25 protein-coding genes and 1 tRNA gene are annotated in these 24014 nt (G+C 38.5%); 1 reads left to right on the forward strand and 25 read right to left on the reverse strand.

Features of this window, described 5'->3' with window-relative positions; translation table 11 throughout:
• The 20 genes from tsaD to recG form a co-directional block, all read right to left on the reverse strand.
• Nucleotides 1-1032 (reverse strand): tRNA (adenosine(37)-N6)-threonylcarbamoyltransferase complex transferase subunit TsaD, encoded by a 1032-nt coding sequence (gene tsaD, locus VPAR_RS05245; RefSeq protein ID WP_012864455.1) that lies wholly within the window; start codon nt 1030-1032, stop codon nt 1-3.
• Nucleotides 1029-1478: a ribosomal protein S18-alanine N-acetyltransferase gene (gene rimI / locus VPAR_RS05250; protein WP_012864456.1), complete on the reverse strand. Its 450-nt coding sequence runs from the start codon at nt 1476-1478 to the stop codon at nt 1029-1031. Before rimI ends, tsaD begins: the two co-directional genes overlap by 4 nt.
• The gene (tsaB, locus tag VPAR_RS05255) at nt 1478-2236 is read right to left on the reverse strand and encodes a tRNA (adenosine(37)-N6)-threonylcarbamoyltransferase complex dimerization subunit type 1 TsaB (RefSeq protein ID WP_012864457.1); all 759 of its coding nucleotides are present in this window, start codon (nt 2234-2236) and stop codon (nt 1478-1480) included. The genes rimI and tsaB overlap by 1 nt, the downstream gene beginning before the upstream one ends.
• Nucleotides 2220-2714 carry a tRNA (adenosine(37)-N6)-threonylcarbamoyltransferase complex ATPase subunit type 1 TsaE gene (gene tsaE, locus VPAR_RS05260; RefSeq protein WP_012864458.1) on the reverse strand — a complete coding sequence of 165 codons (495 nt, stop codon included), beginning with the start codon at nt 2712-2714 and terminating at the stop codon, nt 2220-2222. Before tsaE ends, tsaB begins: the two co-directional genes overlap by 17 nt.
• Nucleotides 2704-3684 (reverse strand): thiamine-phosphate kinase, encoded by a 981-nt coding sequence (gene thiL, locus VPAR_RS05265; protein ID WP_012864459.1) that lies wholly within the window; start codon nt 3682-3684, stop codon nt 2704-2706. The genes tsaE and thiL overlap by 11 nt, the downstream gene beginning before the upstream one ends.
• A 112-nt stretch (nt 3685-3796) precedes the next feature.
• The gene (locus VPAR_RS05270; RefSeq protein WP_004696063.1) at nt 3797-4357 is read right to left on the reverse strand and encodes a GerMN domain-containing protein; all 561 of its coding nucleotides are present in this window, start codon (nt 4355-4357) and stop codon (nt 3797-3799) included.
• Between the two features lie 3 nt (nt 4358-4360).
• Nucleotides 4361-5458, reverse strand: a complete 1098-nt coding sequence (locus VPAR_RS05275; RefSeq protein WP_012864460.1) for an N-acetylmuramoyl-L-alanine amidase family protein — start codon at nt 5456-5458, stop codon at nt 4361-4363.
• A gap of 244 nt (nt 5459-5702) precedes the next feature.
• Nucleotides 5703-6647, reverse strand: coding sequence for a ComEC/Rec2 family competence protein (locus tag VPAR_RS05280; RefSeq protein WP_012864461.1), 945 nt, complete (start codon nt 6645-6647; stop codon nt 5703-5705).
• Nucleotides 6644-8221, reverse strand: a complete 1578-nt coding sequence (locus VPAR_RS05285) for a bifunctional ADP-dependent NAD(P)H-hydrate dehydratase/NAD(P)H-hydrate epimerase (protein WP_012864462.1) — start codon at nt 8219-8221, stop codon at nt 6644-6646. The genes VPAR_RS05280 and VPAR_RS05285 overlap by 4 nt, the downstream gene beginning before the upstream one ends.
• Nucleotide 8222: 1 nt before the next feature.
• Nucleotides 8223-8594, reverse strand: coding sequence for a holo-ACP synthase (acpS, locus tag VPAR_RS05290; protein ID WP_004696069.1), 372 nt, complete (start codon nt 8592-8594; stop codon nt 8223-8225).
• Nucleotides 8595-8662: 68 nt separating this feature from the next.
• Nucleotides 8663-9454, reverse strand: a complete 792-nt coding sequence (locus VPAR_RS05295; RefSeq protein WP_012864463.1) for a hypothetical protein — start codon at nt 9452-9454, stop codon at nt 8663-8665.
• A 94-nt stretch (nt 9455-9548) separates the two neighbouring features.
• A tRNA-Leu gene (locus VPAR_RS05300) sits at nt 9549-9632 on the reverse strand.
• Nucleotides 9633-9686: 54 nt separating this feature from the next.
• Nucleotides 9687-10448 carry a 5'/3'-nucleotidase SurE gene (gene surE / locus VPAR_RS05305; protein WP_012864464.1) on the reverse strand — a complete coding sequence of 254 codons (762 nt, stop codon included), beginning with the start codon at nt 10446-10448 and terminating at the stop codon, nt 9687-9689.
• 17 nt (nt 10449-10465) lie between these two features.
• Nucleotides 10466-11728, reverse strand: coding sequence for a glycosyltransferase family 2 protein (locus VPAR_RS05310; RefSeq protein ID WP_004697272.1), 1263 nt, complete (start codon nt 11726-11728; stop codon nt 10466-10468).
• A gap of 19 nt (nt 11729-11747) precedes the next feature.
• Entirely contained in the window at nt 11748-12419 is a 672-nt protein-coding gene (pssA, locus tag VPAR_RS05315; protein ID WP_012864465.1) for a CDP-diacylglycerol--serine O-phosphatidyltransferase, read from the reverse strand.
• Nucleotides 12412-13053 (reverse strand): phosphatidylserine decarboxylase family protein, encoded by a 642-nt coding sequence (locus VPAR_RS05320; protein ID WP_004697134.1) that lies wholly within the window; start codon nt 13051-13053, stop codon nt 12412-12414. The genes pssA and VPAR_RS05320 overlap by 8 nt, the downstream gene beginning before the upstream one ends.
• A 14-nt stretch (nt 13054-13067) precedes the next feature.
• Nucleotides 13068-13790 (reverse strand): WecB/TagA/CpsF family glycosyltransferase, encoded by a 723-nt coding sequence (locus VPAR_RS05325; RefSeq protein WP_012864466.1) that lies wholly within the window; start codon nt 13788-13790, stop codon nt 13068-13070.
• Nucleotides 13791-13805: 15 nt separating this feature from the next.
• A complete protein-coding gene (guaB, locus tag VPAR_RS05330; RefSeq protein WP_012864467.1) occupies nt 13806-15260 on the reverse strand; it encodes an IMP dehydrogenase in 1455 nt (484 codons plus the stop codon).
• Nucleotides 15261-15336: 76 nt separating this feature from the next.
• Nucleotides 15337-15522 (reverse strand): 4-oxalocrotonate tautomerase, encoded by a 186-nt coding sequence (locus tag VPAR_RS05335; protein WP_004696087.1) that lies wholly within the window; start codon nt 15520-15522, stop codon nt 15337-15339.
• A gap of 132 nt (nt 15523-15654) precedes the next feature.
• A complete protein-coding gene (gene recG / locus VPAR_RS05340; RefSeq protein WP_012864468.1) occupies nt 15655-17697 on the reverse strand; it encodes an ATP-dependent DNA helicase RecG in 2043 nt (680 codons plus the stop codon).
• A gap of 223 nt (nt 17698-17920) precedes the next feature.
• Between recG and rpmB the strand changes: the two genes are divergently transcribed.
• The gene (rpmB, locus tag VPAR_RS05345) at nt 17921-18109 is read left to right on the forward strand and encodes a 50S ribosomal protein L28 (RefSeq protein ID WP_005386334.1); all 189 of its coding nucleotides are present in this window, start codon (nt 17921-17923) and stop codon (nt 18107-18109) included.
• 84 nt (nt 18110-18193) lie between these two features.
• Here the strand turns inward: rpmB and VPAR_RS05350 are convergent, their stop codons facing one another.
• From VPAR_RS05350 to VPAR_RS05370, 5 genes are all read right to left on the reverse strand, one after another.
• Nucleotides 18194-19183, reverse strand: a complete 990-nt coding sequence (locus VPAR_RS05350; protein WP_012864469.1) for a deoxyguanosinetriphosphate triphosphohydrolase — start codon at nt 19181-19183, stop codon at nt 18194-18196.
• On the reverse strand, nt 19180-20001 hold the full coding sequence (locus tag VPAR_RS05355) for a pyruvate, water dikinase regulatory protein (protein WP_012864470.1): 822 nt from the start codon (nt 19999-20001) through the stop codon (nt 19180-19182). The genes VPAR_RS05350 and VPAR_RS05355 overlap by 4 nt, the downstream gene beginning before the upstream one ends.
• Nucleotides 20002-20011: 10 nt before the next feature.
• Nucleotides 20012-20641, reverse strand: a complete 630-nt coding sequence (locus VPAR_RS05360; protein ID WP_232618500.1) for a helix-turn-helix transcriptional regulator — start codon at nt 20639-20641, stop codon at nt 20012-20014.
• Nucleotides 20642-20739: 98 nt separating this feature from the next.
• A complete protein-coding gene (ppsA, locus tag VPAR_RS05365) occupies nt 20740-23121 on the reverse strand; it encodes a phosphoenolpyruvate synthase (protein ID WP_012864472.1) in 2382 nt (793 codons plus the stop codon).
• 77 nt (nt 23122-23198) lie between these two features.
• Nucleotides 23199-23840 (reverse strand): NUDIX hydrolase, encoded by a 642-nt coding sequence (locus tag VPAR_RS05370; protein WP_004697042.1) that lies wholly within the window; start codon nt 23838-23840, stop codon nt 23199-23201.
• Between the last annotated feature and the right edge of the window lie 174 nt (nt 23841-24014).

Here is a 24014-nt window from a genome sequence, read left to right on the forward strand (position 1 = left end):
TTAATCCTCTTTCCAAGATACGTATCCAATTTCAACACTAGGCTTTGCATTCAATGTTAAATCGCCAAATTTACCGGCCTGCGCCATATAATAAGCTCGGCATCCAATCATGGCCGCATTGTCAGTAGACAAAATTTTATGTGGTTTGTAATAAGTAAAACCTTCTTCTACACACATAGCTTCTAAAGCCTTTTGTAATCCTTTATTGGCTGATACACCACCAGCAATAGTAATACGACTTTCACCTAAAGTATGTGCGGCATCTTTCGTCTTTTCTACCAACACATCAACGATGGCCTTCTGGAATGATGCAGCCACATCAGATTGATTGATAGGTTCATTCTTTTGTTGCTTACTATTTAAATAGTTTAAAACGGCAGACTTTAAACCACTAAAGCTAAATTCAAAATTACCTGGTTCACTTAAAGCCTTTGGAAATTCAATAGCCTCTGGATTCCCTTCAGCGGCAAGGGCATCGATATGAGGGCCCCCTGGATAAGGGAATCCCATGACCCGTGCAATCTTATCAAAAGCCTCGCCAGCTGCGTCATCTCGTGTTTGACCAAGAACATCAAATTCTTCATATCCTTTTACATGTACTAACATGGTATGACCACCAGAGACAACGAGACTTAAAAATGGAGGCTCCAGTTCTGGATTAGCTAAAAAGTTTGCAAAAATATGACCTTCCATATGGTGCACTGGCACCAAGGGTATCCCGGTAGCAAAGGATAACCCTTTTGCAGCAGCTACACCAACTAATAAGGCCCCTACAAGACCGGGACCATACGTAACACCAATATGATTGATATCTTGTAAAGTCACATTTGCATCACGTAATGCTTGGTCTATTACGGGTATCACTTGTTCTATATGATGACGTGATGCAATTTCAGGTACAACGCCACCAAATTTTCTATGTATTGGCACTTGGCTTGAAATAACATTAGACAAAACAGTGCGCCCGTCCTTAAGGACAGAAGCAGAGGTTTCGTCACAACTACTTTCCAAGGCTAATGTGTATATACTCATTCTATTTCCTCTGAAACGAGAGACATAATATAAGCATCTTCCGTAGGCTCTGAATAATAATCTTTACGAATTCCTTTTACAGAAAATCCTAAATTTCTATACATAGCCAATGCTGCAAGATTAGATATGCGCACCTCTAAGAAAATTTCTTTCATACCTCTCATAAGACATTCATCTATTAATTGTTTTGTAAGTTTTGATCCGTATCCCTTACCTCGTGCGGAAGGAATAATGGCGATATTCGTAATTTGACCTTCATCGTATACAAGCCAAGCACCTGCATATCCAACAATTTTGTTCTCCTCACAAATTACCATATATAATTTATTTGATGCCCCTTCTAACTCAACGAGAACAGATTCTAAACTCCAAGGAACAGAAAAAGACTGTTGTTCAATAGCATAGATAGCTTGAGCATCATCTATTGTAGCCAAACGAATCTCCATTATTCGACTCCTGCTGCCTCAGTAACTACAACTGTAGGATTTTGTTTCAACATTTCAGGATTATTTTTATGGCGTTCTTCCCATAACACTTCTGCTTCTGATCGTCGAATATAATAAGGAACCATATCCATAGGGTCAGAACTCTCTTCAGAGCCTACCAATCTACGGCCAGCTAGTAATAGAGAACTAGCTTTTGGAATACGTTGCGATATATCTAAAATCGTTAAATTTGTATCACTTTCATCTAGTAGCTTCTCTATTCGCTTAACGCCATCCCCAAGGAACACTACATATTCTTCAGAGGCTCGGAGTCGATCTAATAAATCATTAGCAGCAATGACAAAAGGCTCCTCTTTGCAGACCAATTCATTACCATCATATTTGTAGATACCTGCATAGACATGTTTTTTCTGAGCATCGATAACGGTACAAATCGTGCGGTCCGTATAAGCTACATTACGAGCTAAACTGTCCATGGTCATTACGCCATATAAAGAAATTTGTAAGGCATAAGCCATAGCTTTAGCTGTCCCCATACCAATACGTAAGCCTGTAAAAGAACCAGGTCCAATGCTAACCATAATACCTTTTAATTCACTTTTTTCAACTTGAGAAGCTCGTAATAGCATATCAATATGAGGTACCAACTGCTCAGAATGAGTCAATCCAGCTTGAATGGTCAATTCCCCAATTAGGCAACTTTCATCTATTAAAGCCACACTCGACACGAGAGAGCTCGTCTCAATCCCCAACCACATATGGGCCTCCTATTTCTACTAAATCACCCGTTGTAAGGTAATCACTAGTTAATGTAATGGAACGACTTGTATCATCAATACGTGTTAAATGAATCCATAGCGTTTCATCAGGCAATTCATGAACGAATTTATCTGCCCATTCTACAATGGATACGCAGTCTTCTGTATATTCATAAAATCCAATATTTTCCAGTTCACTAATATCTTCCAAGCGATATACGTCAAAATGATATAAATGAGTTCTATTCACATCATAGGTATTCATGATGGCAAAGGTGGGACTTGTAATTTCTTCAGTAACTCCAAAGCCCTTTGCAATGCCTTGCGACAAATGTGTTTTTCCTGTCCCCAAGTCACCAATGAGTGCTATACAAAGAGGATGCCCATTATGTTTAACCCATTCGCCTAATAATTGGCCAAATTGTTGTGTGTCTTCTACTGTATGAGTCTTTAAATGAACCTGTACCTTATCCTTCATGAAAATGATTATATCCTTTCGCTTCTATGGTCTTAATCGTTTTATCAAGTGTTACCATTTGAACCCGAGGAGGGCCAGATAAAACTTCCCCAATCAACGTAATGCCTGCTAGCTTTTCCAATTCCGAAAGTAGTGATTTTGGCGCTGTAAAGACTAACTGAAAGTCTTCTCCACCATACAAAGCATAATCTACTGGATTAGTTTGTAAATGCTTAGCTAATTCGTAAGTCTCCTCGTGTAAAGGGATTGCTTGCTCTTCAAATACAATGGAAACATTACTAGCTACAGCGATTTCATTCAATTCACTACCTAGTCCATCGCTAATGTCATTCATACTATGTATACCAAGCAGTCGCAATTTTTGCCCCAATTCAATCTGTGGTTCAGGACGTTGATGCCCCACTTTGGTCATATCATAGCCTACTAAATTATATGATAACGCACCTAAACCTGTAGCTGCATAGCCTACATAGTTTGTAAGACCAACAACGTCTCCTACTTTCGCACCACTTCGCATAACCGCAGTACCTTTAGGAATCTCTCCGATAATTGTTACGGTCCAAACCATGGGGCCTTCCGTACGTACCGTATCTCCACCCAATATATTGAGTTGATACCGCATACATTGATCTTTAATTCCCCTATAAATTTCATCAAGAATTGCTGTATCAATATGGTCTGATACAGCAAGAGATAATACAATTTGTCTAGGAATGCCACCCATAGCCGCAACATCACTCAAATTAGCCGTCATAAGACGATACCCTACATCATAGGGCGTCATATAGTGAAAGCTAAAATGAATACCTTCTACCATTGTGTCAGTGCTTATCAATTGCTCTGTATTTTGTTCAGTTTTATAAATAGCGCAATCATCACCAATACCGTACACTACGGTATTAGGGTTGTAAATCGTGTTATTTTGAATTTGACGAATGAAATTAAATTCCCCAACATCTTTTAATTGCATCTGATCACCTAATTTCCGATTATTACTTATTGTATTGTAACATATATAAAAGACAACAAAAATAGCAGATAGTTGATATATCAACTATCTGCTATAAATGTCCTTAAAAGAATTATTTTTTAATTAGATTCGTCATTCTCTTAACAGGTTCTTTAGTATCAAAGGAACCTACAGTTGGCACCTTTTTACCATTATTGACGAATAGAACACCATTAATATTATCAAAGGATGTCAATGTATTTACAATAGCAGCCATTTGTAACTTAACAGTTAAGTCTCCGCCATTACCCTTTACGAATGCATCATTTACTTCAACAGAAGCAATACCATCTTTTACAGTAACAGATGTAATTTCAATATCCTTAGAGAAGACTGGATATTTTTGTGCTCTATCAGCATTTAACATTGCTAAAAGAGCTGCTTTAGGCGTAACTTTATTCGCCTCTATCTCAACGGTAGTTTGTTTTACCCCAGAACCATCCTCCGTAGGAACAAAGAAGGCCATCTTAACCTTTTCTTGAGATACTTTACTTGTTTCTGCATCCTTATTGACTTTCGTCTCTTGCGTAGGTTCACTTTTACCTGTTGTAGGAGCTTGTTCATGTGTACAACCCACTACAAATGCCAGCATACCTACACAGAGAATCGATAGAACTTGTTTACGTAATTTCATCGATTAACCTCCAAAGTAATTAGCAATACCATTTGCAATGCGGTTAGCAAAGTCTTCTTGAGTTTGAGGAGATTGTAGCACACGTTCCTCATTAGGGTTAGAGATAAAACCAAGCTCTACAAGAATTGCAGGCATATTAGAATGTCTCAACACGTATAAGTTACCCTCTTGAATGCCACGATCACCATTGAAACCAGGTGTGTTAGCAATTTGAGATTGTACCTTTTGTGCTAATCGAGCATCGTTACCGGTTTTGCTATAGTAATATGTTGCAATACCACCAACGCTAGGATTATTAAATGCGTTGATATGAACGCTTACAAGCGCATCAGAATTACTACGGTTAGCCACGTTAACACGAGCCCCCAATTCATCAACACCGCTTGCATTAGGGCCATATACATCTACATCGGTAGTACGAGTCATAAACACTTTAGCACCACGATTTTCTAGAGATTTTTTCAAATACATAGAGATCGGTAGTGTAATGTTTTTCTCTTGTACACCGTGAGGTCCAATAGCACCAGAATCACTACCACCATGTCCTGGGTCAATAGTAATTGTTTTGCCAGATAAACCGCCACTAGTAGAGTATTTACCAGATTCTGTAGGTACATTTTTTGCTGGATGCGCAGATTGAGATGGCTTTTTACCATAGTAAGCAGGCTTAGCTACAGCACCTTTTTTCTGAACATCAACAACGATACGATACGGTTTCTTATTAACCGTATCTTTTTTCAAGGAAAAAACCTTTACATCACTAGTATCAATAGATGAAGGTGTCTTGATTGTTACTTTAACGTCTCTGCCATCTTGTGAAAGTTTAGCAGAGCTAGCAATAGCTGAGTCCATAGAAATGTTCTCTTTAGCCGTCTTTAGCTTTGTATTCTTTAAAGTAACAGTCGTAGTTTTCCCATCTTTGCTAATTGATGCAGATGCCTTTATAGGTGCCGATAAGTCCATAACAATACGAACATATGGTACAGGTGCATCTGTTCTAGTCACCCATCGAGCATCTTCTAAATTAGCTGCCTTTGCTTGAGTCAATAATAAAGGTATCGCCATCAAGACTGCAAGGCACATTAAAAATAGTTTACGCAATACATTCACTCCAATCTAACTGACATACATAGTGTCCAAACCATAGAGATGAGTCGATGATATTTTTATCTATCAAAATCTCATCGTTCCAATCTATCCATAAACTAATGTTAGATTATAAATAGATTATTTCATACAAACATGAAGATTAGTATGCCGATTACACATATTACTATATAAAGACCTTATACAGAATACACAAAAAACAGTTTCATAAATTTATTTTTTGTATAAGTAATCAAAACTATCGTTCAGTTGTAATTTGCCATTCATTCCCATCCGTACTAATATGAATACGCCCCATCGTATCTGTACGGTAAATAGCAATATTATTTTCCTGTAAACGACGTAATGTCACATCGTGAGGATGACCATACTTATTATACATGCCATTTGAAATTAATGCACTTTCAGGCTTAATAGATTTCAAAAAATCTTCAGAGCTACTTGTACGAGAACCGTGATGACCTACCTTAAGAATACGAGAAAACAATCTAGAATTCTGCTCTTTTATAAGTTTTTTCTCTTCTTGTAATTCAGCATCACCCGTAAAGAGCATAGAAAATTTACCGAAGATTAATTTACCTACAATAGAATTATTATTAAGATCTGTCTCTCCTTTTTTATCAGTCAAAGGTTCAACCCAAGGAGCATATACTACAAAGACAGCACCATGTCCAAAATCAACTACATCTCCACTTCTCAAAGTAGTTCGTTGAATTTTATTTTTCTCAATCCATTTTTCATAGGTTTTGTACATATTATTATCAACAGCAATACCATCATCATATACATGTTCAATAGGCATAGCCTTTACAATAGCATAAAAACCACCCATATGATCAGCATGAGGATGCGTGATAATAATATTTTTTAACTTCGTTACACCCATAGCTTTAAGTTGGGCCACAATATTTTCACGATGTTCTATATCACCAGTATCAATCATGCTATACTCATCGCCTACCTTAAGCAATATAGCATCCCCCTGACCAATATCTAGCATATATACATCTAGCTTGCCTTCAGGAGTAGTCGTCTTAGTATCGATAGAGTAAGCCCCATTAGCATTAGTGGTTACCTGATTTGCTGCATTTGCTACATCCTTATTTGTGCATCCTGCAATGGCGAAGATAGGAATACATAATACTAGCAAGAAAGCTATAAATCGTTGTATTCTATTTGTCATTCATAATCTCCCAACAATTCACTAATAACACAACCTAAAGAAGTACTGACATCACTCGGAGTATAACCCCAACTCTTTGTTTCATTCAGAATATCTGCACTACGACTATGTACATATACACCGAGAACAGCACTATCTTGTAGTGAATAACCCTGACTTATAAAACCAGCAATTACACCAGTCAGCACATCTCCCATACCGCCAGTACCCATGCCCGCATTACCGATAGTATTTACATACACTGTTCCATCAGGTAATGCCACAATTGAAGGAATTCCTTTTAGTACAAGAATAACTTGATGAGCCTTAGCAAATTCTCTAGCCAACGTGATATAATGACGCTCAATCCATTTAATAGGTAAATCAATAAGTCTACTAAATTCACCTAAATGCGGTGTCATGACACAATATGGCAGTTCTCTTTCCACTGTATATGCAGACTCAATATCACCATCTCGCAAAGCATCTTTATTAACACAACCAACATGTCCCAATGCATACAAAGCATCAGCATCTAGTACTAATGCTCCTTCGTAAGCATCTAAAATATGATCCACTAAATCACAGATTTCACGGGTGCGACCTAAACCAGGTCCCATAGCAACAACTTGGCGACAATCAAAAAGTTCTTTATTAGTCTCTGTGGAACTAACCATCACCTCAGGTATGACACGGCTTTGTACAATCTGTTTAATTATTTTGGGTACAGCTAATGTTACTTTACCAGCACCACTATGAACTGCCGCTTCAGCAGCCAAAATAGGGGCTCCTATCATATCATTTGAACCACCAATAATTAAAGTGTTTCCATTGACGCCTTTATGCGCCATTGGGATACGATAGTTGATAATTTTTTCGGCTAAATCAGAATCAATGGTTAAAGTTCTAACATGTTCACCCAGTACATGCTGCCAAGGAGCCCCCAATGGAGCAACCACTGAGGTTCCTCCTATAGCCTTTCCGGGATATAATAACAAACCTTGTTTGATTGCCCCAAAAGTAACAGTATAATCATAGGTCAGTGTGCCTTCTGCTACTTGACCAGTAGTAGCATCCAAACCTGCAGGTACATCAATAGCCCACAAATCAAAATTATACTGACTACGCATAGTATCAATATCGTTCAATATATCGATAGTCACCTCTCTTAACCTTCCAGTAAAGCCCGTTCCCATGATGCCTTCCACAGCAATGGCTACGTTGGACCAATCATTGAATTCATCATACATATCGATGCTACAGCCCATAGCTTTGCAGCGCTCAATTTGCAGTGCAAAAAGATCACTACACTTGTTTATATCTCCTACTAGTACAATTTGTGCTGGTACGCCTTGCTCCATCAAATGGCGAGCCGCTACAAAGCCATCTGCCCCATTATTACCCGTACCACATATGAATAAAACAAAACTATTTATGGAACGGCCATTATTCAGGGAAAATAAATCGTACTCTCCCCATAAGGCATCTACGATACCACGTCCAGCATTTTCCATGAGGATTTCTAAAGAGATTCCTAATTGCTTAGGAACCTCTCGATCTATAAATCGAGCATCTTCTGTAGTTAAAATATTCATCTTATGCTCCTTCAAGTATAACTGTACTCATTGCATAATCCTTGCAATGACTAATCGATACATGAATATCAGTATAACCTGATGTTTCGTAAATATCTTTGAAAGTATCTTGTAAACGAATTAAGGGTGCGCCCCATTCATCATGATAAATCTCTATATCTTGCCATGATCCATGCCTCATCCCTGTGCCTAAAGCTTTAATAAAAGCCTCTTTTGCAGCATATATACCTGCAAAGGATTCGTAGCATCCTTTATTCCGACTTTTACAATATTCAATCTCATGAATCGTATAAACGCGCGCTTTAAATGAACTTGATTTCTCTATAGCTTGACGTATACGGTCAATCTCTATAATATCATTCCCTAATTTCATAATAGCTCCTAAAATACCCTAATACTATTATTATACACTCATAAAGGGGATTAAAACATAAGTAATATCTAGACATTTACCGAAAATGGTAGGCTAGACAAACTATAAATTTCAACTTTACCTTTGCGATTGACCGCCATATACATTTGACCATTTCTACAATCCATGTCTTCTACTTCCATTCCAGAAGCATAAGGGCTAATATTTTTAACAACCCCCTCTTCATCGACGTATACAAAGGTTGTCAACGTTGTAAATAAAGTATTTCCATTAGTTGCGTAAGCACCGTTATTATTTAAGTTTGTATGATTGGCATCAATTTTATAAGAACGAATACGATTAAAATTAGAGTCGTAATAATTAATTGTCCGTTCAGAGTTTGTTAAAGGCACAATTGATACATATTCATTGCGTACTTTATCATATGCAAGATTAAAAACTTTCTCTTTTAGTTTAATCGGTGCTTCAACAATCATGCTATCCGCTTCAATAGGAGTAAGGTTATATCCGTCTACAACAGCATTTGTTGTATAGTAACGATTATTGACGGAATTATAAGTTAAGGTATTCATATGACCTAATAAACTTTTATAACTATACTCATATTTTGCAACAACAGTAAAAGTTTTTGGATTAATTTCATAAATAATTTGCTTCGTATTATCTGAATTAATACAAGCTAAAGCAAAAACGTCTTTTTTGGAATTATAACAAAATCCTTGGCACTGATTTACAGATCCATCTAATGGTATTTCTGCCAATCGAGATAATGGCAATGGCATCTGTACAGCGCTAACCTGTTGAGTAAGTTTAGGAATATCGAAGATATTTGTAATATAATCAATTACACCTTGATCCATACTGTCACCTCATGAAATTAATAATGTATATTATAGTATATAAATTCATAAATATAAAAATAGGCGGTAAGACAAAAGTCTTACCGCCTAATGTTGGTGCCGGAGGTGGGACTTGAACCCACACGGTGTTACCCGCTTGATTTTGAGTCAAGTGCGTCTGCCATTCCGCCACTCCGGCGTATCGGAACATTTGTTATTATACAGACATCCCTAAGCAATGTCAACATATTTTTTATATTTCATCTAAAATATTTTGAACCCTTTTCATATCCGTATCACATTGTTGTTTCCATGTAAGTGCGACACCTGTAATATAGCCTTTACGGGCAAATTCTACATCTGTAGGAACACTTTCAGCACCATAGTCTAGCTCGCCAGCTAACCAATAATAATCCTGTCCTCTTGAATTAATGCGAGCTTCGATAATATTACTATAGGTTTGTAAGCCTTGGCTCACCATTTTAAAATGGTCCCAATCACATGTGCCACGTAATGGGAAGTTCACATTTAGTAAACCGCTAAACTGGCCCGCCACATAAATTTTCTTAATCAATTCATGTATAAATGGATACATCTCGTCTCCCCGTTCAACAGAATATCTCTCAACAGATAATGCTAAACCAGGAATACCGTAAAAACCACTTTCCATAGCTGCTGAAACAGTGCCGGAATACAATACATCAGAGCCTAAATTAAATCCATGATTAATTCCAGAAATTACAAGATCTGGCATATCATCAGTCAATAAATAACTGAGGCCGAACTTCATGCAATCGGACGGCGTTCCCGTTAGAGCATAAAGGCGAGGATTTTCATCCTCGCCATTGCAAGCATCTAATTTCAATGGAACCTCGGTCGTCAATGCATGGGATTTAGCACTTTGCTCATTAGCAGGTGCTACAACGGTAATTCTATAATATTGACTTAAATACGATGCAAGATGACGTAAACCATCTGCTAAAATGCCATCGTCATTACACATTAAAATATGCATAGTCACTCCTACAGATTCTATTTTTCATTCTTATTCATATTGCCCATACGTGTTAATTTAACATCATCTAAGCCCACAGCTCTCGTATGGACTGTATGAGACCATACCTTATTATGACGGCGGAACCACCCTAAAATATTTACTGGAATCCAAGAATACACAAATAATGGATATAGTAAATAGTAGAACCAAATCTTTGGTGGTACCTTGATTTTCAACAATACAATTAATGGGAATAGATATTGACCAACACCTATAATTGTCCATACAGACATAGGCATAATTTGATACAAAATATTTGTATAAATTGGAGTATACGCATTGATGTAGGATAACACCAAGTATACGGTTGTCAACAATAAGAAATAAGGTTGACTCACTTGGAATATACCATCCAGAATCATAATATTCCCTGTTTTGATACCAATAGCAAATAATTTAGGAATATATCGCCCCGCACAGTCAAATTGCCCCTGAGCCCATCGTAAACGTTGTCTGCAAGAAGCCATCATAGTCGTAACCTTTTCATCGTATACGATAGCATCATGCCCCCAACAAGTACGGATACCATGAGTCAATAGTTTCATGGAAAATTCCATATCTTCGGTTAAGCTATTGCAATCCCAACCGTATTCGCGAATAATAGATGTACGAATACACATGCCTGTACCACCTAAAGCCGTAGATAATCCAAGACGATATTTTGCTAAATGCCACATATGGTTAACCATCCAAAAGGCGATAGAGAACGTACCGGCTACCCAAGAGTCAGTTGGATTTTTAGAGTTCAAGTAACCTTGAATTACAGACTCACCTTTTTCAAGATGATCATTCATTTCTAACATAAATTGAGGATGTACTAAATTATCGGCATCAAAAATCAGGAATGCATCATATTTCCGATCCATTTGTTCTACCCGATCAAACATCCACCCCATGGCATAACCTTTACCTATTTCTTGTTTATTTTCACGTACATGCACATTAGCGCCAGCAGCACTTGCTACTTCCGCAGTCTTATCTGTACAGTTATCGGCAACTACAAAAATATCGTACAGATCATCTGGATAATCTAGGCCACGTAAGTTTTTAACTAACTCACCAACAACAGCTTCCTCATTATGAGCACATACAACGATGGCAAAGGAATTTTTAGGGGTATAATTTTTATGTACTCGCGATCGCCACATCCCTACGACAGCGAGTATAAAATAATAAACCGTATAAATTACGATTATTACCTGCATAGGAATCAGTAATAGATCCAGTAGGTAATTCATACTATTCTCCTCCACACATCTATTTACGCACTATATTTAAAGCCCCGTTAATAAGCCCAAACATTACATAACCAGCAAAAATCATAACGGCCCATGTATGCCAATCATACACGAGACAAGCTACAACAAATATGGCTGTGAGTACAATAGAAAATTTATTGATATAAATCTCACTTTTACCTTTAAAATCGGGATATTTAACTTCACTAACCATAAGGAGACCTATACCAATCATACAAATTACCAACACAAATTGAGGTACCGATACGCCACACAATACGTAAGTCGCTGCTAAACATCCAGCGGCTGGAATTGGTAAACCTTCAAAATAGCCATGAACTTCGTCAGTTTTAATATTAAATCGCGCTAAACGAAATGCACCAAGCACTGCAAAAGCTAATAGTGGCACATATGCAATCCATCCTAAACCATATAATTCTTTCATATAAAGCATATAGGCAGGCGCTACACCAAATCCCACTACATCAGACAGAGAATCAAGTTCCCGGCCCATTGGTCCTGCAACTCCTAAAGCTCTTGCTACGCGCCCATCTAACCCATCTGCTACTAAAGACAATAATATACATATGGCTGCGCAGAATGTATTGTTAGTAGCAGACAACGTAATACCAAGAACACCAAATGCTAAGTTCGCACTAGTAAATAAATTTGGAATAATAGATTTATTCATGTCGTAACCTCCCGATAATAGTGTCCCCACCTGTAATATGTTGACCTTTTTCCACGAACAACTCTACATTCTTATCCATATAGAGCTCAGTACAGGAACCGAACTTAATCATCCCGTACAACTGACCGCGTTCAAGTACACTATCTAGGTCTGTCCAAGATACGATACGTCTTGCTAAAAGGCCCGCAATTTGCGTTACTAATACGGAAGTACGATCATTTTCAATACAAATAGTATGACGTTCATTTTCAAAACCTACATCATCTTTGAAAGCTGGTAGGAAACTCCCCATCGTATAGTGACGATATGTAATTTTACCATCAATAGGCGCACGATTAGCATGCACGTCAAAAACAGATAAGAAAATAGTTACTTTTTTACACTCTTTGTGTAAGTAAATATCTTCGTATACATCAGAAATATCCATGATTTTACCGTCCGCTGGGGATAAAATCAAATCTGGATCTTGAGGGATTACACGTTTAGGATTTCTAAAGAAATTGACGAAAAATAATGCCAGAATAAATGAAATAATCGCAATTACATAATGTCCTAAATATCCTAACACCACAGTGATAATGAGCATAGCTCCTATCAGAGGAAACCCTTCCTTAATTATTGGTCCTGTAGGCACGATTCAACACTCCTCTATTTATTTCTAATAACGGTCCACATAAACTTTGGAATAGCCAACATGCGGCCAATCCGTTGAGGTTCTAAATATAATCGATACAACCATTCAAGTCGATTTTGTTGCATCCATTCTGGGGCCCGAGGAATATTACCTGCCAAGACATCAAAGGAACCACCAATTCCGATGGCAACTACGCCATCGAGGTGACTCAACTTTTCTGCAATCCATTGTTCTTGCTTTGGCACACCTAAGGCAACAAATACCAATTTTGCCTTAGAATCAGCTATAGATTTAATGATTTCTTGTTCCTCTGCACTATCAAAGAATCCGTCATGAATTCCTGCTATATTTAATACACCTACCTGAGCAGATACATTATCAATCGCTCGTTGAGCAACACCTGGTGCCGCCCCCAAGCAGTATACAGGAATTTGATGAGTCGCCGCAACTTTAAACAATTCCTTAGTTACGTCTACGCCTGTTACACGTTCAGGCACATGTTCTCCTTGACGCTCTGCAGCCCACAAAATGCCAGCCCCATCGGGAACGACAAGACTAGCATTATTCAATATGGAGTGCAATGTAGGATTTTCATTAGCCAACATAACCATTTCTGCATTAGCCGTTGCTACTAAATGTAGCCCCGGCTGTTCAGTTAATTGTAAAATACGTTGGACTGCCTCATCCATTGTGACACAATCGATAGGCACAGATAAAACAGAAATACGTTTATTCAATGTAATACTCCATTATCAACCACTATAATTTGGTGCTTCAACGGTAATGCTTACATCATGCGGATGACTTTCTTTCAAACCAGCCGCTGTAATTTGAATGAATTGAGTGTTTTCAATCATTTCTTGGATGTTATGACATCCGCAATACCCCATACTTGCACGCAAACCACCAACCATTTGGAAAATTGTATCGGCCAACATACCTTTATATGGTACACGACCTTCTATACCTTCAGGAACTAATTTCTTAGCTTCTGTTTGGAAATATCGATCTTTACTACCAAGTTTCATAGCCCCTAGACTACCCATGCCTCGATATACTTTATAAGAACGGCCTTGATAAATCACTGTTTCTCCAGGGCTTTCATCAGTACCCGCTAAAATATTACCCATCATAACTACATTAGCACCAGCCGCAATAGCTTTAGCAATATCTCCAGAATATTTAATACCCCCATCAGCAATGATAGGAACTCCATAACGACGCCCCACTTGGGCAGACTCATAGACTGCCGTAATTTGAGGTACCCCAATACCAGCAATAACACGAGTTGTACAAATAGAACCAGGTCCTATACCAACCTTAACTGCATCAGCTCCAGCTTCGATAAGAGCCTCAGTGCCTGCTGCAGTTGCCACATTACCTGCAATTACAGGAATGTGAGGATACGCCTGTTTAATGTCCTTCAACGTACGAAGAACACCTGCAGAATGCCCATGGGCAGTATCAACAATAATTACGTCAGCTTTAGCAGATACAAGCGCATCAAGTCTATCATACAAATCTTGAGAAACACCTACTGCGGCACCAACTAATAATCGACCACTACCATCCTTTGCTGCATTTGGATATTTAGTCGCTTTTTCAATATCTTTAATCGTAATTAAGCCTTTTAAGTTACCATCGCCATCTACAAGAGGTAATTTTTCAATACGATGTTCGCTTAAGATAGCTTTCGCCGCTTCAAGAGATGTACCTTCCGGTGCAGTAACAAGGGAATCTTTTGTCATGCATTCCCCGATTTGTCGGCTTAAATCAGTTTCAAAACGCATATCGCGATTTGTAATGATCCCTACTAGTTTACCATGTTCTGTGATAGGTACACCAGAAATTTTATATTTTTCCATAATTTCTGCTGCATCAGATAGTAAATTTTGAGGACTTAAGAAAATAGGATCAACGATAACACCATGTTCAGAGCGTTTTACCTTGTCAACTTCATGAGCTTGCTCTTCAATAGACATATTTTTGTGGATAACGCCAAGACCTCCTTCACGAGCCATAGCAATCGCCATCCGTGATTCGGTAACCGTATCCATCCCAGAACTAATCATAGGAATATTTAATGTAATGTCACGAGTTAATTGAGTTTTTAACTCTACTTGATTAGGCAGTATATCAGAAGCTGCTGGTATTAATAATACATCATCAAAAGTTAGTCCACGCATACCGAATTTATCGTCTCTCATATTTCTTTCCTTTCCGTATAATAAAACAAAACTACGACCCGCCTAGTCCCTATGGACTAGGCGGTCAGTCGTAGCCTTAGCGTTCAGACCGCAAAATGCCGCCTTCCATATAATCATCTTTTTTCATATCTACGAAGATAACTTTTACTGCATCAGCAGGAACATTTACGATATCAACCGCAGCTTTTGTGATTGCTTCACCTAATTGTTTCTTTTGTTCTTTTGTGCGCCCTTCTACAAGCTCTACATGAATAATTGGCATATTAACCTCCATAGATGAAAAAATGAAATAAATTGTTTGTTCTATTATACGGTATGAGGAACATATAGACAAGGGAAAAAGCCAGATAAAATCTAATATTATCAATACTTATGTACTTATTATTCCTACCTCTTAATTATACAATATTCTTAGGAATTTTTCACCAAATCTTTTTTCTAATTCTTCTTTCATGACAGATTCTAATTTTTCTATTCCAAATTGATTTGCAAAATCTAGTACATCCTTACGAGCCTCTACTAAAATTTCAATATCTTTAATGATATTTGCAACGCGTAAATCTGGCAGCCCCGATTGAGCTAAACCAAATAATTGACCAGATCCGCGAAGCAATAAATCTTGCTCCGCAAGCTCAAATCCATCCTGGATTTGTTCCATCAGCTTTAAACGCTCTTGACTTACATCATTTTTAGAATCACTAACAAGAATACAATAGGACTGATAAGCGCCACGACCTACACGGCCCCGCAACTGATGTAGCTGAGACAGACCAAATCGCTCTGCCCCTTCAACGCACATAATAGTCGCATTTGGCACATTAACACCAACTTCGATAACTGTAGTAGAAACAAGTAATGAAATTTCACCCTTATGAAAGGCATTCATCACTTCATCTTTTTCACTCGGTTTCATACGACCGTGAACGAGACCCACTTCATAGGCCTTATAAAAGTACTCTTTTAATTCTAGATACAATTCCTCAGCGGCTTGCAAGTCTAATTTTTCGGATTCTTCTACAAGAGGGCACACCACGTAGACCTGACGCCCTTCTGCCATTTCCTTGCCGAAGAAAGTGCATAATCTATCTTTATAAGAACTATCTACAGCATATGTTTTAACTGGTTTTCGACCTGGTGGCATTTCTTTGATTAAGGATACTGCCAAATCACCATATACGGATAATGTCATGGTACGAGGAATCGGTGTAGCCGTCATGATAAGCACATGAGGATATGTCCCCTTTTGTTGTAATCTTGCCCGTTGTTCTACACCGAAACGATGTTGCTCATCGATGATAACAAGGCCCAAATTATGAAAATTAACATTTTCTTGAATAAGAGCATGCGTTCCAATAATCATATGGATACTGCCATCTGCTAAGCCCTCATAGATGCATTCTTTCTCTTTTTTCGTAGTGGAGCCAGTTAATAGTTCTATGGTAATACCTAAATTAGCACATACAGTTCGTATCCCTTCATAATGTTGAGCCGCTAGAATTTCCGTAGGGGCCATCAATGCCCCCTGATACCCATTTTCGATAGCTTTTAATAAACCTAAGGTAGCCACAATAGTTTTACCTGAGCCTACATCACCTTGCAACAAACGTTGCATAGGTCGTTCATCTTCCATATCAATACGAATATCCTCTAACGCTCGTTGTTGATCACCTGTTAAGGAAAACGGTAAATTCTCTATACACCGAGCCATTAGTTCCCCGTTTGGTCCCATTTTTGGACCTCTGTGGCATTGCTCTTTACTTCGCAACAAAGCTAAGCCAGCTTGCATGACGAACAACTCCTCATAGGCCAATTGATGACGAGCCTCTTTGTAATGCTCTGAGGAGTCTGGAAAATGCATCATCTTAAAAGCATCATAGCGACTCATATAATGATGACTTTCACGAACCTCCACAGGTAAAATCTCTGGTAACTCATGATTAGCTGCGAACCAATTGCGTACAGATGAACGAACCACAAACTGAGATACCCCATCAGCAAGCGCATAAATAGGAACGATACCTCGATCTGGTTCACCACTATCTCCTAAATTTTCCATTTGCGGTGTATTCATTTGCATAGTACCATACTGAAACTCAGCTTTACCATATGCATATATACGTTGTCCCTTTTTGTAAAAGTTCTTTTTATATCCTTGATTAAACAAAACAATCTTCAGAGGTCCTGTGCCATCTGCAATGACGACCTCTAAAATAGACAATCGAGGACGAGGTCGCTTTTCTTGTACGGCAATAACAGTACCCACCACACCGCCTGTCATACCTGATTTTAAATCACCAATTCTATACATCGTACGGCGATCTTCATAGGTTCTAGGGAAGTAAGTCAATAAGGATGTAACATTGGTAATTCCCAACTTATGCAATTGTTTCTCGCGACCAGGACCAATTCCCTTTATAGTCGTCAATCGTTCATCCATAAAAACTCCTTTAAATATACGATAAACACATGAGATATATCCAATTTCTGTATATCCTTGTGCAAAAGCCCTTTCATATCTTAGAATATGATATATAGTATACCTTATATTGTAGTATATTTCATAAAAAGAGCAATATGTACGACAAAAATACTTGCTTTAAGCTATTCTTTATGATAATATACTTTTGTTATGTTATAGATTAAGCTTGGAGGTGGAAACTATGGCAAACCTTTGCGAAGTATGTGGTAAATCCACATCTAGCGGTATGAACGTGAGTCATTCTCACATTCGCACAAGAAAAACTTGGAAACCGAACATTCAAAGAGTACGGGCGGTTGTAGACGGTGCTACTAAAAAAGTAAACGTATGCACTCGCTGCCTTCGTTCTAATAAAATTACACGCGCGTAAAATAAAAAGTACATGTACTCTTTGGGGTTCTAGAGCCCCAAAAAAGCAGTTAGTTCAAATTGAACTAACTGCTTTTTTTGTTATTTATAATGTAATGTTTGGAATATAGTATTGTTTAAATAGCTTAATAGCATATTGATCTGTTAAGCCTGCCACATAATCCACTACATCAAGTGTAGAATAAAACTCTTTTCCAGTTTCACAACCTTCCATATCATTAGGGTGTTCCATGAAGTGAGTGAATAAATTTTTCACCACATGGGATGCCTTTTTGCGATCCGGAATTAAAGCTGGTGCCAAATAAACATATTTAAACATAAATTGACGGAATAGATTCATCGTCATTTCCACATCAGCAGACATGGATATAGCTGGCTTATCCAAGGATTCGCGTACCATATCCTCAACCATTGCAGTAATCATACTAGATGGAGTCATACCAAAATGCTCGCGCACTTCAAAAGGTAACTCCTCTGCCGTCAACATACCTGCCCGTTGGGCATCATCAAAATCATGACATAAATACGCAATGCGGTCTACAATACGAATAATTTGCCCCTCTAAAGTCACAGGAATTGTAGCCCCTGTATGACCTACGATGCCATCTCGAACAACGGTGGTTAAATTGAGACCTTGATGATCACCATGTCTTTCTAATACTTCAACCATGCGCAAACTTTGCTCATTATGATTAAAGTGTCCCACCATATCTCGCAATGCATATTCACCTACATGACCAAATGGTGTATGCCCCACATCATGGCCCATGGCAATAGCTTCCACAAGGTCTTCATTTAAACGTAATGCACGAGCTACAGTACGACCAATTTGACCTACCTCAAGGGTATGAGTCATGCGTGTCCGATAATGGTCACCTGGCGCAATATATACCTGTGTCTTATGCTTTAACCGTCTAAAACATTTACTATGAATGATGCGATCCCGATCGCGTTGAAACGCGGTTCTAAGTGAATCAGGCTCTTCTTCTATATCACGGATTGCATCGCGGCTTTTAGCTGCATAGGGAGACAGAAGCAAAGCCTCCCTCTCCTCTATTTGTTCACGTATATTCATTTACCCTCCGATGCGCGATTTTTATCAATCAATTGCATAACAAGGGAAGCTGTTTCTTCAATGGATTTATTAGAAACATCTAACACTTGGCAGTGCAAACGACGCATGATAGCCTTTGCATAATCCAATTCAGATTGAATACGCTCAATAGATGCATAATTTGCTTCGTCTTCAAGACCGATAGCGCGTAAACGTTCACTTCGAATATTATTTAATTTGTATGGATCTATAATAAGGCCCACGATTTTTTTTGCCGGAATTTTGAATAATTCTTCTGGCAACGGTACCTCTGGCACTAGTGGCAAATTTGCGGCTTTAATCTTTTTATATGCCAAGAACATGGACAATGGTGTCTTACTAGTTCTAGATACACCAATAATAACTATGTCTGCCTTTTCAAAACCAGATGGATTTTTACCATCATCATATTTCACGGCAAACTCAATAGCTTCAACCTTTTTAAAATACTCTTGGTCGAGCTTATGAACCATACCTGCTGTCATGCGAGGTTTAGTAGTCGCGATAGTACCAACTGCATCGAGAACAGGGCCCATAATATCCACAGCCGGAATATTATATTCAGCCACCTTCTCATGCAAATACTTACGTAAAGACGCAGATACAATGGTATGGCAAATAACATGATTCCCAAGTTTTGCGTCGTCTATAACCTCATCAATTTGGCTTTCACTATCAATATAGGGAATGCGGACAATTTCAATTTGCTCCTTATCATATTGACTCGCCGTAGCTCTCGCTACAGCCTCAGCAGTTTCCCCCAGGGAATCCGATATTGCATAAATAATTTTTTCTGCCATTCTATCAACCTCAGTGTATGCTACATTCTAAAAATACTTTTGCTACCGTCGTTTTTGATACACGGCCCACAACCTTTGAGCGTTTCTTGTTACCTACATCCTCACGAACGACGACAGGTAAACAATCTACTTCATAATCTATCATTTTCTGTGCAGCCTCTACCAAAGTATCGGTAGGCTCCACCGCTATAACCTTGCTTACAGGGGTCATAATCATGGATATAGGCATGGTATGCGAATCTGTTTGTCCCATAGAGGCGCGTAATAAATCTTTCCGAGATACCACACCCATTAGGTATGAGCCATCACACACTAATATGGTACCTACATCCTCTGTAAATAATGTGACAATTGTATCATACAAACTCGTATCCCCATTGACCACGACTGCTTGAGATAATACATCACTTACCAGAAATGACTTTAATCGCTCAGCCGTTTGTGTTTCCTTTGAAAGTCCTACATAGTAATAGCCTACGTTTGGACGTGCATCTAACACACCTAACATGGTCAATACAGATAAATCTGAGCGCAGCGCAGATCTTGTGACCTCTAAATGTTCAGCAATGGCACTACCTGTTACAGGACCTTCTTCGCGAACGATTTGAGCAATTTGTTCTTGTCGTTTCGACAGTTTCACACGGTAACCCCCTTTCATCTCTGTTTGTATTATATCGTAAGTTACCATTCAGAAAAAGAGGAGACCCACAGGCCTCCTCTTTCACTATAACTATATTGTTACCAAGTTAGTTCGTCAGATTCTTGACGACCACGACCAGTCATAGCATCAAGCATTATTCGTTGTTCAATTTGAGCCACCATTTTCTTAGTATTAACTACTGCATCTGGGTTAACAGAAATGGAGTCGATACCGCTCTTCACAAGGAATTCACAAAGTTCAGGGTACACGCTTGGAGCTTGACCACAAATAGATACGGTTTTGCCATCTTTATGGGCCACTTCAATGAGGTGATGAATCGCTCTGCGAACTGCTAGATTACGTTCATCATAGATATGTTGAACTGTTTCATTATCGCGGTCACAACCAAGTACAAGCATAGTCAAATCGTTAGAACCGATAGAATAACCATCTACGTATTTATTAAATTGATCAGCCAAGATAATGTTAGATGGAATCTCCGCCATAAGCCATACTTTAAAGTCTTTGCTACGTGCAAGACCTTCTTGCGCCATCAAATTAGTCACCAATTCAGCTTCTTCCACAGTACGGCAGAATGGAATCATAACTTGTAGATTTTTGAAACCAAATTCGTTACGTACTTTTTTGATTGCTTCTAATTCTAATTTGAAAGCAGGTGTGTACTTAGGATCATAGTAGCGAGATGCGCCACGCCAGCCAAGTAATGCACTGGATTCATGCGGTTCATATTTATCGCCACCTTTAAGGTCACGGTATTCACTAGATTTGAAATCGCTCAAACGGACTACTACTTGGCGAGGGGCTAATGCTTGGCATACTTTACGCATACCTTCCGCCAATGTATTTACAGCGAAGTCACTGCGCCCTGTTTCGATAAGGTGCAATGGATGTTCATGAATAAAGGTTGTCCAAATGAACTCTTCACGCATGAGACCGATGCCATCACATGGTAGTACACCATATTTTTGGGCCAAATCAGGATCACCTAAGTTCATATAAATCTTAGTGCCTGTTACAGGTACATATTCAGCTGCTGCCCCTGTAGAAACTTGGGCTTCAGGCTTTTTGACGATATCTTCTAATACGCCATCATATACGATACCATTTGTAGCATCAACGGTAATCATTTGACCATCTTTAATAGAGGTAGTCGCTTCATGACTACGACTCTTAGTACCTACGATACAAGGAATACCAAGCTCACGGCTAACGATAGACGCATGACAAGTCATACCACCAGCATCAGTAACAATTGCTTTTGCCTTTTTCATGGCTGGCACCCAATCAGGAGCTGTCATAGCTGTAACAAGGATTTCCCCTTCTTTGAACTCATCGATATCCTCAGGATTGATGATAACGTGAGCTTTACCTGCTGCATTACCAGGGGATGCTGGCAAACCTTTTACAATAATATCGCGATTACCTGCATCTAATGTGCTAGCTTTTTCGGACGTTTCTGATTTTTCTTTGCGGGACCAAACTGTTTCTGGACGAGCTTGCAAGATCCAAATCTTGTCATTGCGTTCATCTACGCCCCATTCCATATCCATGTAGCAACCATAATGCTTTTCAATTGCTTTTGCATATTCTGCAAGTTCCAAAACTTGAGCATCTGTAATAGCTTGTTGTTTTGCTTCGTCAGCTGGCACCACTTCTTCAACACAGTCACCATCGGCTTTACGAACAAGGCGGACATGTTTATCGTTAATCATACGGTCCGTAATTTCCATCTTTTCTTTATCCACACGGAAATTATCTGGTGTAACCGTACCTTGTACAACATATTCACCAAGGCCCCAAGAGCCTTCAATAAGAATATTGTTATCATTGCCTGTTACAAGATCAACAGTAAACATTACGCCAGCTGCTTTAGAAAATACCATCATTTGAACCGCAGCACTCAATGCTACTGTCATATGATCGAAGCCTTGTTTTACACGGTAGTATGTTGCACGATCTGTGAATGTAGATGCGTAGCATTCTTTTACTTTTTCGATAATTACGTCAGCACCGCGTACATTTAAATACGTATCTTGTTGACCTGCGAAGCTTGCATCTGGCAAATCTTCTGCTGTTGCACTAGAACGAACAGCCACAAATGGATTTTCTTCGTTCACTTTTTTACCAAGTTCTTCATAAGCATGACGGATAGCATCTGCCAAATCTTTAGGCATTTCTTCTTCGCAAATCATGTGGCGAATCTTAGCACACACTTCGCGCAATAATGCAGAATTTTCTACATCATCTAAAGCATCAAGTTCAGCGCGGATTTTATCTTCCAAACCTGTAGCTTTCATAAACTCACGATAACCATGAGCAGTTGTTGCAAAGCCATAAGGTACAGGTACATTAGTGGAGGATGTCAATTCTCCTAAAGAAGAAGATTTGCCACCTACTAAATTAACATCTTCACGTTGTAATTCATCAAACCAAAGTACGTATGCTGTTTCGCGATTCATGTGAGAACCTCCTAGATTAATTAGTGCAACACATTAAACCTTTTACACATAAATAGTATACCTTAATTTAAAATCTGTCAATTTATATGAGCATTAATATGCAAATAAACTTCCCTATATATATCTAAAAAGTTCTTTAGTACTCGCCCCGTAAGTCCCCATATGGTGTATTGTTTATAGGGATAGAAATAGACGGAGTAGTTTTGTCTAATTTTCCAGTCAATATTATATCCTTCTAATAGATGAAACGGAAAATCACGCAACGGTCTTGTAGCTATGTCTAAGTGACCTACGGTTGGTTCCATGTCTAGTAGATATTGTAAGGGAACCGTAAATACCTCTCCTACTTCATCGGAATTTGGTTTTAAATCACTTGTATGTAGTCGCACTGCTATGGCGTATAGTTTTACACCTATTGCGGATACTAAACAGTCTAAATTTCCTAGCAGTTCAATTTGATCTAAGTCTATACCGAGTTCCTCAGAGCATTCACGCATGGCTGCATGAGCACCACTTTTATCATTAGGTTCACAGTGCCCGCCAGGGAAACTGATTTCACCAGGTTGACGTCGCAATGTATTACTACGCACAGTAAACACCACATGATTTTCTCCATCGATTTCTAATAGAGGCACGGCTACTGCCGCCGTGATAACATCAATATCTGTAAGAACAGTATGTTCTCGTTGTTCTAAAAAGTTGCTTAGTACTTTGTCCATATATGGTCCTCTTAAAAATTATAGTAAATTTATACAATATCTATTTAAGTCTTTTATGTATCAAATTTGTATTTTATATTTATCGTTTATATTTATTATACATTAACTTGTAAGTCATTTTTTGCTTCACAAATAGTAGATTCAGTAGATAAAAAATCTTATAGACAAAATAGA

The sequence above is a fragment of the Veillonella parvula DSM 2008 genome (assembly GCF_000024945.1).
GTDB classification, from domain to species: Bacteria; Bacillota; Negativicutes; order Veillonellales; family Veillonellaceae; genus Veillonella; species Veillonella parvula.